The 14,428-nt window shown below is 65.4% G+C and carries 13 protein-coding genes and 1 tRNA gene; 10 read left to right on the top strand and 4 right to left on the bottom strand.

All coding sequences use genetic code 11. The features are described from left to right. The first annotated feature begins 102 nt into the window (after nucleotides 1–102). From AKL29_RS38025 to AKL29_RS38015, 3 genes are read left to right on the top strand one after another with little or no spacing between them, the layout of a single operon-like run. Nucleotides 103–1,113 (top strand): 2-dehydropantoate 2-reductase, encoded by a 1,011-nt coding sequence (locus AKL29_RS38025; RefSeq protein WP_050387723.1) that lies wholly within the window; start codon nucleotides 103–105, stop codon nucleotides 1,111–1,113. Nucleotides 1,114–1,161: 48 nt separating this feature from the next. Further along, nucleotides 1,162–1,368, top strand: a complete 207-nt coding sequence (locus tag AKL29_RS38020; RefSeq protein ID WP_050387722.1) for a hypothetical protein — start codon at nucleotides 1,162–1,164, stop codon at nucleotides 1,366–1,368. 22 nt (nucleotides 1,369–1,390) lie between these two features. Next, entirely contained in the window at nucleotides 1,391–1,813 is a 423-nt protein-coding gene (locus tag AKL29_RS38015) for a CAP domain-containing protein (RefSeq protein ID WP_050387721.1), read from the top strand. Nucleotides 1,814–1,927: 114 nt separating this feature from the next. Here the strand turns inward: AKL29_RS38015 and AKL29_RS38010 are convergent, their stop codons facing one another. The 3 genes from AKL29_RS38010 to AKL29_RS38000 all read right to left on the bottom strand — a co-directional run bounded on the left by AKL29_RS38010 (nucleotide 1,928) and on the right by AKL29_RS38000 (nucleotide 4,732). Then, on the bottom strand, nucleotides 1,928–2,593 hold the full coding sequence (locus AKL29_RS38010; protein ID WP_038377749.1) for a hypothetical protein: 666 nt from the start codon (nucleotides 2,591–2,593) through the stop codon (nucleotides 1,928–1,930). Between the two features lie 192 nt (nucleotides 2,594–2,785). Beyond that, nucleotides 2,786–3,883, bottom strand: a complete 1,098-nt coding sequence (locus AKL29_RS38005; protein WP_050387720.1) for a helix-turn-helix transcriptional regulator — start codon at nucleotides 3,881–3,883, stop codon at nucleotides 2,786–2,788. A gap of 198 nt (nucleotides 3,884–4,081) precedes the next feature. Further along, on the bottom strand, nucleotides 4,082–4,732 hold the full coding sequence (locus AKL29_RS38000) for a TetR/AcrR family transcriptional regulator (protein ID WP_063616587.1): 651 nt from the start codon (nucleotides 4,730–4,732) through the stop codon (nucleotides 4,082–4,084). Between the two features lie 84 nt (nucleotides 4,733–4,816). Here AKL29_RS38000 and AKL29_RS37995 point away from each other — a divergent pair, with 84 nt between their 5' ends. The 6 genes from AKL29_RS37995 (at nucleotide 4,817) to AKL29_RS37970 (ending at nucleotide 11,803) form a co-directional block, all read left to right on the top strand. Next, complete coding sequence (locus tag AKL29_RS37995) at nucleotides 4,817–6,319, top strand: flavin-containing monooxygenase (protein WP_050387718.1); 1,503 nt, start codon at nucleotides 4,817–4,819, stop codon at nucleotides 6,317–6,319. 119 nt (nucleotides 6,320–6,438) lie between these two features. Then, nucleotides 6,439–6,515: transfer RNA gene (locus AKL29_RS37990), tRNA-Arg, on the top strand. Nucleotides 6,516–6,763: 248 nt separating this feature from the next. After that, a complete protein-coding gene (locus tag AKL29_RS37985; protein ID WP_244482646.1) occupies nucleotides 6,764–8,068 on the top strand; it encodes a UbiA family prenyltransferase in 1,305 nt (434 codons plus the stop codon). Nucleotides 8,069–8,070: 2 nt separating this feature from the next. Further along, the gene (locus AKL29_RS37980; RefSeq protein WP_063779999.1) at nucleotides 8,071–9,456 is read left to right on the top strand and encodes an FAD-binding oxidoreductase; all 1,386 of its coding nucleotides are present in this window, start codon (nucleotides 8,071–8,073) and stop codon (nucleotides 9,454–9,456) included. Beyond that, nucleotides 9,456–10,202, top strand: coding sequence for an SDR family oxidoreductase (locus AKL29_RS37975; protein ID WP_050387716.1), 747 nt, complete (start codon nucleotides 9,456–9,458; stop codon nucleotides 10,200–10,202). Before AKL29_RS37980 ends, AKL29_RS37975 begins: the two co-directional genes overlap by 1 nt. Then, nucleotides 10,202–11,803: a hypothetical protein gene (locus AKL29_RS37970; protein ID WP_050387715.1), complete on the top strand. Its 1,602-nt coding sequence runs from the start codon at nucleotides 10,202–10,204 to the stop codon at nucleotides 11,801–11,803. Before AKL29_RS37975 ends, AKL29_RS37970 begins: the two co-directional genes overlap by 1 nt. A 35-nt stretch (nucleotides 11,804–11,838) precedes the next feature. Here the strand turns inward: AKL29_RS37970 and AKL29_RS37965 are convergent, their stop codons facing one another. Further along, nucleotides 11,839–13,092 carry a glycosyltransferase family 87 protein gene (locus AKL29_RS37965; RefSeq protein ID WP_050387714.1) on the bottom strand — a complete coding sequence of 418 codons (1,254 nt, stop codon included), beginning with the start codon at nucleotides 13,090–13,092 and terminating at the stop codon, nucleotides 11,839–11,841. Between the two features lie 293 nt (nucleotides 13,093–13,385). On the opposite strand from AKL29_RS37965, the gene AKL29_RS37960 reads away from it, so the two are divergent. Next, on the top strand, nucleotides 13,386–14,159 hold the full coding sequence (locus AKL29_RS37960; protein WP_283809442.1) for a tetratricopeptide repeat protein: 774 nt from the start codon (nucleotides 13,386–13,388) through the stop codon (nucleotides 14,157–14,159). Nucleotides 14,160–14,428: the final 269 nt, after the last annotated feature.

The following is a 14,428-nucleotide window of genomic DNA, read 5'->3' as shown; positions in this document are numbered from 1 at the left end:
AAGGCGGGCCACCCGGCCTGCGGTGCGTCGAAATAGGCAGGCAACCCCAGGTCTGCTATCGAAGCCTGCTATCGAGCCAATGATGAATGGACGTTTGGCAAGATGAACCAGGACCGGCCGATCGGCATTGCGGGCGCGGGAAGCATCGGCTGCTTCGTCGGCGGCATGCTCGCGGCTGCGGGGCGCCGTGTCGCACTGCTGGCGCGGCCGCGGCTGATCCAGGAGATCGCAGCCAACGGCTTGCGGGTCAGCAGCTTTGACGGCTCCGAGCGGACGGTATCCGCGGATCGGCTCATTGTGTCCGACGATCCGTCGATCTTGTCCGACGTCCAGACCGTGCTGGTGACGGTGAAGAGCGCCGATACCGCTGCGATGGCCGACGTGATCGCGCGCCACGCGCCTGGCGATGCCGCGGTGATCAGCCTGCAGAACGGCGTCGGCAATGTGCCGCTGCTGCGCGAGCGTCTGCCGGGCCGCAACGTGCTCGGCGGCATGGTGCCGTTCAACGTGGTCGCGCTCGGCGACGGCCGCTTCCATCGCTCGACCTCCGGCGACATCGTGATCGCGCAGGACGACGCGGGCACCGCGACGCGGTTGTCGGTGCCGGGCCTTGCGGTCAAGCCGACCGGCAATATCGATGGCGTGCAGTGGGGCAAACTGGTCGTCAATCTCAACAATGCGCTCAATGCGCTGTCCAATATTCCGCTGCGGCAACAGCTCGCGCAGCGCGGCTGGCGACGACTGCTTGCCGATCAGATGGCCGAGGGCCTGGCCGCGGTGCGCGCCGAAGGCATTGCGCCGGTATCGCCGACGCCGCTGCCGTCGAGCTGGATGCCGCCTTTGCTGCGGCTGCCCGATGCGCTGTTCGACATGCTGCTCGGCCGCACCATGAAGATCGATCCCGAGGCGCGCTCCTCGATGTGGGAGGATCTGCAGCGCGGCCGCCGCACCGAGATCGACTATTTGCAGGGTGTGATCACGGCGATCGCGGATCGCCGCGGGCTCGCGGCGCCATTGTCGCGCCGCGTCATCGCGCTGATCCGGAAGGCGGAGGCGGACGGCAAGGGCTCGCCGGGGCTGACGCCCGAACAGATCCGCGATGGCAGACCATGAAAGCCGATGATCGTCCGCCACGTCGATCGAACAGGAGGAGATGACATCATGAAACGGTCCAGCATCATGCTGCTCACGCTTGTTGCGCTCGCGGCCGGCCCGGTCCGTGCGGCGCCGCCGACCGTGACACCGTCGCCTGGCTATGATGCGCGCTTGCAGGAGCAACGCGCGGCGGCCGCAGCAGCGAGCCGAGCGGCCGCGCCTGCGCACAAATCGGTCGCACCCCGGCACCACAAGCGCACCCGCGCGCACTGATCCATCACAGAGACGACCTCAGATGAAGCTGCTGTTCCTCGCGCTCACCTTGGTGTTTGGCTTCACCACGGCCTCAGGTGCCGCCGACTATGCCGGGTCGATCAGTGCCTACCGGCGCGCCAACCGCATGCCCGCGGTGAGGCTCGACGCGAAGCTGAACGCGATGGCGCTGAAGCAGGCGGAGGCGATGTCGGCGACCGGATCGGTCAGCCACTCCGCGGGCGGCAGCTTCTTCACGCGCATCGCGCCGCTGAAGAAGCAGCGCGCCGCCGAGAATATCGGCGCCGGCTTCATCGCCTTCGCCGAGATGCTGAAGCAGTGGGAGAATTCGCCGGGCCATCGCGAGAACCTGTTGATGCCGGGCGCCAAGCGCGTCGGTGTCGCCTTCGTCGACAATCCAAAGTCGCCGTACCGCAGGTTCTGGGCGATGGTGATTACCGACTGAACCTGCGGTGTCATTCCGGGGCGGAGCGAAGCGACGAACCCGGAATCTCGACGGAAATGGCAGAGAGATTCCGGGTTCTCGCTTGCGCGAGCCCCGGAATGACTAAGCGAGTCGTCAGTTTCGCTTCGCAACCTTGGTCGGTGGCGGCGGTGTCGGCGTGAACAACTTCTTCAGGCCGTCCAATCCCTCGGAAAGCCGCGGCCATTCGCAGGAGAACGTACCCTTCATGCAGTTGCTTGCCCGCGGCCGCGGTTCGGGGATGGGGACGGCAGCGACCCGCGGCTTGACCGGCCTTGCGGCGGGGACGGGGACTTTCGCAGTCTCACTGCGCGACGGCTCATTGTGCAATGACGCCTGCTGGATTTGCGGCGGCCGCACCGGCTGTGTCTCCTGCCGCTCGAGTTGCTTCGCATTGAACGCCGCAACGATACGCGAGCGGCGCTGCTGCTCGAGGTAGCCGGTATATTCCTGGTCGATCTTCTTCTGCTCGTCCGGCGTCGGATTGGGACCGGCGATGTCGAAGCTGCGGTCCTGCATGAAGTCGTAATAGGTGTAGCCTCCGCCGGGCTTGCGACGGCCGGCGAACTTGGCGTTGCAATCGGCGAGTTGCGCGGTCTTGTCTTCCCTGGTCTTCGCTTTCTCGGCGAGGTCGGCGCAGTCCTCGAAGTCCTTCGGGCCGCCGCGCCACCATTGCGCGTGCGCGCTCATGGGCGCCAGCACGCAAGCGACGGCGAAAGCGGCAACAGCCAACGTCGATGATCGTGACGGCATCACGGACATTGAGACCAAACCCGAACGACACAGAGTGAGCAGATTGTCGCCATTTTAGTGACACTTGTCACCCGGGAACCCGACGATTTTCCTGACCTGTGGAATGTTGCCGCAGCTGATGGAACACAGCCTTCGCGATTGGAATAATTGAAGAATCTCATCGGAACGGGCCGGAGATCAGAACAATTCGCCTTTAATCGTTCACTTCACCCTGTGCAGCAATGCCACCAGTTCCGCCTGCCGGTGCGTGCCGGTCTTCTGGAAGATCGTCTTGAGCTGATTGCGCGCGGTGGCAAGGGCAACGCCGGCGGCCTGCGCGGCCGCTTCGACCGAATCGCCGCGCGCAAGCCGCGCGGCAAGGCGTGCCTGCGCCGGCGTCAGTTCGAACGTCGCTGCAAGGAGCGCCTGATCGAACGCCGCGCTGCCTTCGAGATCGCGGATCAACAGGATCGCGCGCGCCCCGAGGAACGGCGAGCGCGCCGCCGGAGGCACCGGCTGGATCTGGATCACGATTGGCCGCTTGTCGATCCTGCGCACCACGATCGGCGACGACGGCAATGGATGTAGGTCCGAGCTGTGGGCCAGCTGATCGATCAGCCTGGTCAGATCGGCATTGGCCTGCCGGTCGAGCAGGGTGAGGCGATTGTTGCGGATCGCAAGGTCGTAGCCCAGGCAGCGTTCCGCCTGGCTGTTCATGCCGATGATGGTGCCGAAGCGGCCGACGGCAATCGCAGCGACCTGGATCAGATCGAGCGCGCTGGTGATGCCCGAGAGCGCGGAGCGGCCGACGACGGCGGAGAGCGTCGCGGCTTCCGTGAGCGGCGCCGACACCCTTTGCAGCGCCTTGATCTCGTCGGCGTCGAACAAGCCTTCCCTGGGCGAACGCTGGATCGTCAGTGCCCACAACGCCGGGCCGGAGTGGAAGCCGATCGCTGCGAACCATTTCAGTCCGAACTCGCCGAGCGTGGCGTAAAGCGGATCGCGCAGCATCTCGGTTTCGGATTCGAACAGATCCGCATCGGTGATGACATCGACGCCGGCGTGCATCAGCGGCACGCCGCGGGCTGCGCGGATGTCGGTGAGGTGAAGATTGTGTGGGAAGTAGGTCTTGGTGAAATACTCGGTGATCGAGTCCGTGCGCGGAATGTCTTCAGTGCGGATATCGCTCTGAAGCATCGCAGCGCCGGTCGCGCCGACGGCGGCGCAGACCTCGTCCATGAAGGACGGCCAGGTCGAGGGATCGAGAACCACATCGCCGAGGCGCGCGGTCACATCGTCAAGCCTGTGCAGATCGACCAAAATTCAGCTCCGCCGATGCAACCAGCGTTGTTTTGTCAGGCGAAACAGGCCGCGCCTCGTTGCGCCCGGTACCGGGCATAAGAAAACCCAGGAGCCCGATATGCAAGTTAAATCAGCGACAGGCTAGGGGCCGGGTCCGCGAGTGCTGGCGAGACATGATCGAAAATCGGCGGGTCCCGCTGGCCGGTGCGATCCGGCCTACGATAAGTGACCATCCTCACGGTGGTCGGCTTCGGTCAGCGCCACGCGGCAGAAGCTGGCGGCGATCGCGACGACCTCTTCCACGGCTTGCGGGTATTGCTTCGACACCCAGCGCAGCGCGATCGAGATGACGGCGCCGACCATGCCGACCGAGAGCAGCGAGGCGGCCGCGCCCTTGTCGCTGCGTTTCGGGTCTAGTGCCGGCGGCACCAGGATGTCGCTGAAGACGCGCAAGGCGTCGAGCTTGACTGCATCGACCGCCGGACTGATGCCTGAAATTTCCAGCAGAAAGACCCGCGCGGGCTTCGGGTGCTCCTTCAGCCGCGTGAAATAGAGCGTCAGCGCCGCGCGCAGCCTCATCTCGGCATCGTCGCCTGCGGCTGCGGCGGCCGCGGTCATTTCGTCGTGCAGGTGGCCGACGACATGGCCGTAGGCGGCGATCAGCAGAGCCTCGCTGTTGGCAAAGGACTCGTAGAAATAGCGCTCGGTCAGCTCGGCCGCCTCGCAGATCGCCTTCACGGTGGCGCCGCGATAGCCGACCTCGCCATAGACCTCGATCGCCGCATCGATCAGCTTGAGCCGCCGCTCGGTGCGGCGTTCCTCGGCGTCCATACCGCCATAGAGGCGGGCTTTCCGGCTCCTTGCCATGAAAGTGTATTGACACGAGGCATTGTCAGATGTCAAGTTATCTGACAATATAGATTGTCAATACTGCCACGGAAGGGTCAGGGCATGTCCGCTCATTTCGACGTGTTGATCGTGGGCGCGGGACTGTCGGGCATCGGCGCCGGCTATCATTTGCAGGCCAACTGCCCGGACCGCAGCTACGCCATTCTTGAAGGCCGCGACTGCATCGGCGGCACCTGGGACCTGTTTCGCTATCCCGGCATCCGCTCCGACTCCGACATGTACACGCTCGGCTATTCGTTCCGGCCGTGGACCGAGCCGAAGGCGATCGCCGACGGCCCCTCGATCCTGAACTATGTGCGCGAGACCGCGCGCGTCTACGGCATCGACAAGAACATCCGGTTCAACCACCGCGTCGTGCGCGCCGACTGGTCATCCGCCGACTCGCAATGGACGGTCGAGGTCGAGCGTGGGCCGGAGAAGACGATCGAGCGCTTCACCTGCAACTTCCTGTTCATGTGCAGCGGCTACTACAAATACGAGCACGGCTACACGCCCGACTTCCCCGGCATCGCCGATTTCGCCGGCCGCGTCGTCCATCCGCAGAAATGGACCGACGACATCGACTATGCCGGCAAGAAGGTTGTCGTGATCGGCAGCGGCGCGACCGCGGTGACGCTGGTGCCGGAACTCGCCAAGACCGCCGCCCATGTCACGATGCTGCAGCGTTCGCCGACCTATGTCGTGGCGCGGCCGGACGAGGACAAGGTCGCCAACTGGCTGCGCGCGCGGCTGCCCGCGAAACCCGCCTACGGCCTCACGCGCTGGAAGAACGTGCTGTTCGGCATGTATTTCTACCGGCTCTGCAAGCGCGATCCGGAGCGCGTGAAGAAGCTGATCCTCGGCGGCGTGCGCCACGCGCTCGGCCCCGACTACGACGTCGCCACTCATTTCACGCCGCGCTACAATCCGTGGGACCAGCGGCTTTGCCTGGTGCCGAACGGCGATCTGTTCCAATCGCTGCGCAACGGCGGATCGTCCGTCGTCACCGACCAGATCGAGACCTTCACGCCCGGCGGCATCAAGCTCAAGAGCGGCAATGTGCTCGACGCCGACATCGTGGTGACCGCGACCGGCCTCGATCTGCAGGTGCTCGGCGGACTCGAGATCAATGTCGACGGCGCGCGAGTCGATCTGTCGAAGACCATGAACTACAAGGGGCTGATGTACTCGGGCGTGCCGAACCTCGCCGCCGCCTTCGGCTACACCAACGCGTCCTGGACGCTGAAATGCGACCTGACCTGCGAATATGTCTGCCGCATGCTCAACCACATGAAGGCGCATGGCTACGCGCAAGTCACGCCGCGGCGGAACGATCCGACCGTGACCGAGCTGCCCTGGGTGGATTTCTCCTCGGGCTATATCCAGCGCGCCGCCGCCAGGTTCCCCAAGCAGGGCTCGCGCCGGCCGTGGCGGCTCTACCAGAATTATGCACTCGATATCATGACGCTGCGCTTCGGCTCGCTGAAGGATGAGGCCATCGAATTTCTCCCGGCACGTCGGGCGAGCGCGGATGCCCCCTCGAATCCGGCCCGGCAGGTGGCGTAACGCGCGACGCGCCAAACGCGATGCAACTTCGCGCGCGCCCGATGTGGCGCGGGCTGGCGATCACCCGGCAGCTCTGCTATGGGATGGCGACGCCCGCATGCTTTCGCTGCGGGCGGTGCGGTCCCGTAGCTCAGCCGGATAGAGCGACGGTTTCCTAAACCGTAGGTCGGAAGTTCGAGTCTTCCCGGGATCGCCATTTTTCGCTCGCCGCGCGCGGTCGGCGAGGCTTTTCACATGCATTTCGGCGCCATCTGCCCGGCGTTCGCTCCTCCCAAGTTCACCCCAAATTAGGGAAAGCCCGGGACAATGGGGAGGGGGCACCGGAAGACCGCGCGTATGCGAGCTAGCGTTCCAGAACGGGTTGAGCAGGGGGGCGGCGATGCCCTTCGCGATCCGCTGCGTTCAAAGGCCCGGCCGCTCGTCGTCGATGTCGACGAGGTCATGATGCGGGGAAGCTCCGCCCCGGCCGATATCGCATCCGATCTGATCCGCCGCCTTCGCGCTTTCGCCGCGGCGATCACCGCTTCCCTTGGACCGCAAGCGCGATCAGCGCATGGTGCGGATCCATCGGGGTTCGATCCATCCCGGGCGCAATTCGACCACGACGCGGTCAGGTTCCTGCTGCAGGTGCTGGGCGAAGGCCGCCCGGTGTACCTTTGCTCGGAAACCCATCCCGAGCCGTTCGTCAGCGCGGTTGCCCAGCATCTTGGGGTCTTTACCGCCTGGGCCGCCGCGCCGGAACGTCAATTGGCGGCGGCACAGCGCGAAGAGCTGCCGCCCCTGCTTCACCAGGGCTTTGACTACATCGGCAGCGCAGCGGTCGCGTTGCCCGATTCCGCATCGCGCCTCGCGCGCCCCGCTCGATCCGAGCCGTCCGCGCCGGTCGGCATGCACACCTGGCTGAAGCTGTTCAGGGTGCATCAATACGCGAAAAACGCCCTCGTGCTGGTGCCGCTGCTGACCGCACACAAATTCGCATTGGGATCGGCGGCGACGTCGCTATTTGCGGTGATTGCATTCTCGCTCTGCGCGTCGGGCGCCTACATCCTGAACGATCTTCTCGACGTCGAGGCCGACCGCGCGCATCCGACCAAGCGCAACCGCCCGATCGCAAGCGGCACCGTCCCGGCCTCGCGCGCCGTCGGCGCGATGGCCCTGGCGCTGGTCGCCGCCTTTGCGATGGCAATGTCGATATCGATCGAGTTCGGCGGCGTCCTGCTCGGCTATTTCGCGCTGACCACCTCCTATTCGTTCTGGCTCAAGCGCATCGCGACCGTTGACGTCGTCGTGCTCGCCACGCTTTACACCGTCCGCGTGATCGGCGGCGCCGTTGCGATCAGCGTGCCGATGTCGGAATGGCTGCTTGCGTTCTCGCTGTTCATCTTCATGTCGCTGGCGCTGGTGAAGCGCTATATCGAGCTCGCCGGCCAGCCGGACGGCGCCGTGCTGGCGGCGCGCGGTTACCAGGTCGAGGACAAAGCGATGATCGCGATCCTCGCCGCCGCGTCAGGCTTCAACGCCGTCGTGATCTTCACGCTCTACATCTCGTCCGATACGGTGCGCGCGCTTTACAGCCATCCGCAACTGCTCTGGGTCGGTTGTCCGATCTTGATGTACTGGATCGGCCGTGTGATGTTGTTCGCGCAGCGCGGATTGATCGACGACGATCCGGTCATCTTTGCGCTGAGGGATCGCGTCAGCTGGGTCGCGCTCGGCGCGATCGGCGCCATCATGCTCGCCGCCATCTAGCGATGCCGGCCGCTGCGTTACCAGCACCTGTGCCATCGGCCTCCAATCCGGGCGGGATCGGCCTGTCCGGCTGGGGCAACTATCCCAAGGCGTCGTCCGAACTGCTGGCGCCGCAGACGCCCACAGGCGCGCGGGACCATCTGCTTGCGCGGTCCGGCGTCATCGCGCGCGGGGCCGGACGGGCCTATGGCGATGCCGCGATCGGAACGCAATCCACCATTTCGTCGCGCGGCCTGAACCGGATGCGGAGCTTCGATGCCGCAACCGCCCGATTGACGGTCGAAGCCGGCGTGACCATCGCCGACATCCTTGCCGTTTTCGAGCCGCGCGGCTTCTTCCTCAAAGCCGTGCCCGGCACGAAATTCGTGACGGTCGGCGGCGCGATCGCGGCCGACGTTCACGGCAAGAATCATCATCGCGATGGCGGCTTCGGCACCATCGTCGATTCGTTCCGCCTCGCGCTGCCTGGCGGCGAGATCGTCACCTGCTCGCGATCGGAAAACGCCGCGCTGTTCGCGGCGACACTGGGAGGCATGGGCCTGACGGGCATCATCCTCGACGCGACGCTGCGGCTGCTGCCGATCGAGACCGCCTGGCTGCGTCAGGACACCCGCGTCGCCGGCAATCTCGATGCGGCGATCGATCAGCTGGAAAGCAGCGCATCGACCACCTATTCGGTGGCCTGGATCGACTGCCTCGCGCGCGGCGCGGCGCTCGGACGCTCGCTCGTCTATCTCGCCGAGCACGCCACGCGCCGCGACAAGGATACGCTGGGACCGGACCTCGAGACGTTCCCCAGCCTTCGCACGTCGCGGCTCGCGGTCCCGGAGCTGTTTCCGGGATGGCTGCTCAATCGCGCATCGATGCGGGTGTTCAACGAGCTGTACTTCCGCCGCGGCGCCGCGCATCCGGGCACGCCGCGGCTGGTCCATTGGGACCCGTATTTCTTTCCGCTCGATGCGATCGCCGACTGGAACAGGATCTACGGCCGGCGCGGCTTCGTGCAATATCAATGCGTGATCCCGCTCGACCGCGCGCGCCGCGTTCTCGCCGAAATTCTCGATCGTGTGTCGCGGCGCGGCGATGCGTCGTTTCTTGCGGTTCTCAAGCAGCTTGGCGAAGGCAGTGGGTCGATGTCGTTTCCGCTCCGCGGCTACACGTTGACGATGGACTTTCCCGTCACCGACGCGCTGTTCGCCTTTCTTGACCAGCTCGACGCGCTGGTGGTCGATGCCGGCGGCCGGATCTATCTCGCCAAGGATGCGCGGCAGTCCCGCGCGACATTCGAATCCGGATATCCCGGCCTTGCGGCCTTGCGGGACATCCGCCAGCAGATCGGGGCGAACAGTCGCCTCGTGTCCCATCTTTCAGCACGGCTTGGAATTTGATGACCGGCACAAAATCAATTCTGGTGATTGGCGGCAGCTCGGACATCGGGCACGCGACCGCGCTGCGCTATGCGAGGGAGGGATGGCGCGTGACGCTCGCCGCCCGCGATATCGGGGCGGCACAGCGCAATGCGGACGACATCAAGACGCGAAGCGGTACCGAAACCTCGGTTGTCGCGCTCGACGTGCTGCAGACCGGGCAGCTCGGCGGCTTCGTCGCCGGTCTTTCGCCACTTCCCGACACCGTCGTATGCGTTGTCGGAGAGCTCGGCGATCAATCGCGTGCCGAGACCGATCCCGGGCTTGCGATGCAGATCATGCGCACCAATTTCGAGGCGCCCAGCCTGCTGCTCGAACTGTTCGCGCAAGCCTTCGCGACGCGCGGTTCGGGCACCATCGTCGGCGTGAGCTCGGTCGCCGGCGATCGCGGGCGGGCCTCGAACTATTACTACGGCGCGGCCAAGGCCGGCTTCTCGCAATTCCTGTCCGGCTTGCGCAACCGCCTGGCGCTTGCGGGCAAGGTCCGTGTCGTCACCGTCAAGCCGGGATTCGTGCGGACTAGGATGACGGCGCATATGAAGCTGCCGGCTCCCTTGACGGTGCAGCCGGATCGGGTCGCGGAGGATATCTTCCGGGCCGATGTGACCAGGCCGCGTGACGTGATCTATGTGGCCCGCCGCTTCCGCCTGGTGATGGCGATCATCTGCGCGCTGCCGGAGACGATCTTCAAGCGGATGCGTATCTGATGCCCGGCATCGCCGCCAACCATGCGTCGTTCCCGCGAGCCAGCACGATCCGGCAGAGCGTCCCGCTTGTGACGGCATTGGTGTGGCTCGTGCTGTTCGCGGCGACCCTGATCTTCAGCGTCACGCTCTGCGACGGCAGGCTGATCTTCACCCTCGACGATCCCTACATCCACCTCGCCGTCGCCGATCATATCCGGTCCGGCGGCTACGGCGTCAATGCCTCCGAGGTCTCGTCGCCAAGCTCGTCGATCATCTGGCCCTATCTGCTGGCCGTGACCGAGACGCTGCATCTTGGCGCATTCGGTCCGCTCCTGATCAATGCCGCGGCCGCGGCCGCGACTGTCGTGGCTTTCCTGCGCATTCTAGAATCGGCCGAACTGCTCGACCCCGGCCGGGAGAAGCCGCTGCTGTTTTTTGTCGTGTTGCTCGCCATTTTTTCGACAAGCGCGATCGCCCTGCCGATGACCGGCATGGAGCACAGTCTTCACGTCTGGGCCACGGTCGCGACCTTCGGCGGCCTGACCGAAGCCGCGCGCGGACGGTCGCCGACCGCCATGCATTTCGCGGCGCTGGTGCTGCTGCCGCTGATTCGCTTCGAGGGGATCGCGTTTGCCGTTGCGGCGATGATGGGGTTTGCTCTGCTCGGCCAGCGCCGGTTTGCCGCCGCGGCCGCCGCCGTCACGCTCTGCGCGTACGCCGCGTATTTCGCGCGCATGGCCTGGCTCGGTCTCCCGCTCTTGCCGAGCTCGGTATTGCTCAAATCGCGCATCGCCGAATCCGGCTATGAAGGAGCCGGCGTCTTCGGCTCCATCCTCCGCAATCTCGGCGACAGCTTCGCTGATCCCGCCGGCTTCAGGCTGATGCTGCTCGGCCTTGCGCTCGCCGGCGCGATGGCGCTGCTGCGCGCCGACCGCGGCGCGCAGCTCGTCTGTGCGACGGTGCTCGCCGCGATCGCTGCGCATCTCGGCTTTGGCCAATATGGCTGGTTCTACCGGTATGAGGTTTACATCGTCGCGCTTGCGGTGCTGGCGCTGCTCTACGCGGCTGCACGTGCGCGAGCGGTCTTGAGCGTCCCGCAATGGACCGCCGCGACGCTCGCCAGCATTGGGCTGGCTGGTTTTGCCAGCGTGGGCTATGCCAGCGCCGCCCTGGAGACGCCGTTTGCCTCGCGCGGCGTCTATGAGCAGCATTACCAGCTGGGCCGCTTCGCCCAGCAGCTCTACCGGCGGCCGATTGCCGTGAACGATCTTGGGCTTGTTGCCTGGGGGAATCCGAACTTTGTCCTGGATCTGTGGGGGCTCGGCTCGGAGCGCGTGCGCAAGGCGAAGCGCGCCGGCCGCTACGGCCCGCCCGAGATCGCCGTGCTCGCCGACGAGCATCATGTCGGCGTCGCCATGATCTACGACAGCTGGTTTGCGCAGGGCGTGCCGGCGAGCTGGAGGAAGGTCGCGATCCTGCACACGATCCCGGTGACCGGCGCGCTGGGTGACGTAAGCTTCTACGTCACGCCGGCCGCGCAGCCGGAGCTCGTCGCCGGCGCGCTGAAGGCCTTCGCGTCGACCCTGCCGGCGCGCGATCGTCTCGAAATGGTCGCACCGTGAGCGTCGCGCGATCGCGGGAGCGTCGCGCCGGGTGCTCAAATCCTCGCAAGCGGCCCCTGCGCCGGAACGGGAGAGCCGCTGCTTGACTCGCGCAGCAGCAGGATTGCGACGATCAGCGTGATCAGCGCGGCGATCCCGAAGCCTCCGATCGAAAGCACGTCGACCCAATGGACGTCCGTGCGGGGCGTGTTGTTATGGACCGTGTGCATGTAGCCGAAGGCTCCGATCGGTATCGGCGCCGCATAGATGATCGCCCGTTCCCACTCGCGGGCCTTGGCCTGAAGCGCCGGCAACAGCAGCGCCATTCCGACACTGAAGATCAGGAAGTCATAATCATACGCATAGGGGCTGATGCAGACCGATACGATCGCGGTCAGGCCGAGACTCTCGCGCACCGGCATCTTGCGGTAGACCGCAACCAGCACGATGCCGAGCGCAAGAACGGCGACGATGCCCTGGCCGATGAACGCTGCCGATGCGGAGAACCCCGTGGTTCGCAGCGCGGCATAGGTCGAGACCATTCGATACAGCGGATAATAGGCTTCCCGCAGGAATACCGACGAATCATGCACGCTCTGCAGCATCACGGTCCAGATCTGCATGCCGAACAGCAACGTGCAGATCGCCGAGCTGATCAGCACGACGGCGCCCGCCGTCATCACGACGATCCACGAGCGCCGCAGGATGGCATAGAGTGCGAAGGCAACGGCGAAATGCGGCTTGATGATCATGAGACCAAGGGCCGCGCCCGCGAGCATCGGTCGCTCTTCGAAGTACAGGCACACCAGTCCGATCAGTGCGGCGGTAAGGAAGCTGTTCTGACCGCATGCCAGCGTGACCCCGATCGTTGGGAAGAAAACGATGAGCACGAGCACGAACCGGTTTCCGGCAAGACGCCGCAGCACGGTGAGGTAAACAGCCAGCGTCGAGGCCATGAACAACAAATAGGCCATTCCGAACGGGACCAGCGCGAACGGAGCCAGCAGCAGGTTGAATTGCGGAGGATAGGTCCATGGCATGAAGCCGTCGTGCCCGCCCGACGCCTGCTTCTCGATGATGGCGAGCTTCGCGAATTGATAGGCCTGGTCGAGGTCGCCGAGCCATACCAGCTTTGCGGTAATGTAGAAGGCGGCGAAGTCGACCAGTTCGCGACCGTGCCCCAGCCCCAGCTGGGAGAACCACACAACCTTGAACAGAAGGGCGGCGACCAGCATCACGAGGATTCCGCGCGTGTAGTTGGCGCGCTTCGAGTCCGTCGACTGAATGTTTTCGAGCGTTGTTGCGAGCATCTAGCCGGGCCCTGTTATGGCAACCCAAGCTAGATTGAATAGGTTAAGCAGTCGAAAAATTGCATGGATAGGGTGGTTGGTCCCCTGTCGCCCGGCAGCGGCAGGGATGCATGAATCGGTCGGTGCGGGCCGGAACCGGACGGTATCTCGGTGTCCGGATGCGACTTTCGCTGGACGCTCCGTCGGCGGCAATGATAACGGCTGACAACAACCATCTCGTGACGGACCGCATGCCGAAATCGCCGCCTCCTTCCAATCGCGGGCCCAGCCCATCTCCGGTTCTGCAACGCGCCGTGGTCGCATTGCAGATGGGACAGGTCGTCGAAGCCGAGCGGCTGGCGGCGGAGGTCTTGAAGGCAAACCGGAGCGATGTCGGCGCGGCCTCGATCCTGGCACGGGCGCTGATGATCCAGAACCGCAACGAGGAAGCGATCGCACCGCTCGAGCGCGCCGTGCGCCGCGTCGAGGATCCCGGCCTCGAGACCCTGCTCGGCGCGGCGCTCGGCGGCGCCGGTCGCGGCAGCGAGGCGATCGATGTGCTGCGGCGAACCACCGCGCGGCGGCCGCCGTACCTGCCCGCATTCCAGGCCCTGGCGGGGCAGTTGCACTCGGCCGGCCGGATCGACGAGGCGGTTGCCGTCATCGAGAGCGCGCTGGTTCTCGCGCCGGGGAGCCTCGAGTTTCAGCTGCTGCTGGCGCAGCTGCTGCCCCAGCGCAATGAGCGCGGCCGGGCGCGCGAGATTCTGGAGAAGCTGCGCAACGCGGCGCCGGGACATCCCGATGTTCTCGCCGCGCTCGCGCGTGTGCTGCTGCTCGATGGCGAATATGCTGCCGCGGCGGATCTTTACCGCCAGGTGGTGGCGCAGCGCCCCGACGACCCGCTGACGCGTCTCAGCTTCTCCGCCAGTCTTCTGGAAATGGGCGACCGCGCGGCCGGCGAGGCCAATCTGCGTCTCGCATTGCGCGGCCGGCCGCAAATGATCGGCCGCACGACCGCCGCGCTGATCATGTCATCGCACGGCCGCTTCTTCTTCCGTCGCAGCGCCTTTGCGGAATTTCTGAGCTAAAGCGTTTTCGAGCGAAGCGAACACCGGTTCGCGCTAACGCGTCAAAACAAGAATCGAGAGCGGCCGCCGGTGCACCGTCGTCCCGGCCTAGTGAGCAATTGCGCACGGGGGCCGGGACGACAGCCGGGATAAGCCGCGGCCTCTGCGCTCAAGCACAAGCGTCTCTGGAATACTGGATCACCCGCATGCGCGCATGCGCGGGTGATGACACCGAACTGGCTCAGGATCGTGCCACATATTCGGTGTCGTCCTGGCGAAAGCCAGGAGGT

This window comes from Bradyrhizobium pachyrhizi (assembly GCF_001189245.1).
Classification (GTDB): Bacteria; Pseudomonadota; Alphaproteobacteria; order Rhizobiales; family Xanthobacteraceae; genus Bradyrhizobium; species Bradyrhizobium pachyrhizi.
Note: the sequence above shows the minus strand (reverse complement) of the source record. Positions and strands in the feature narration are given on the sequence as shown.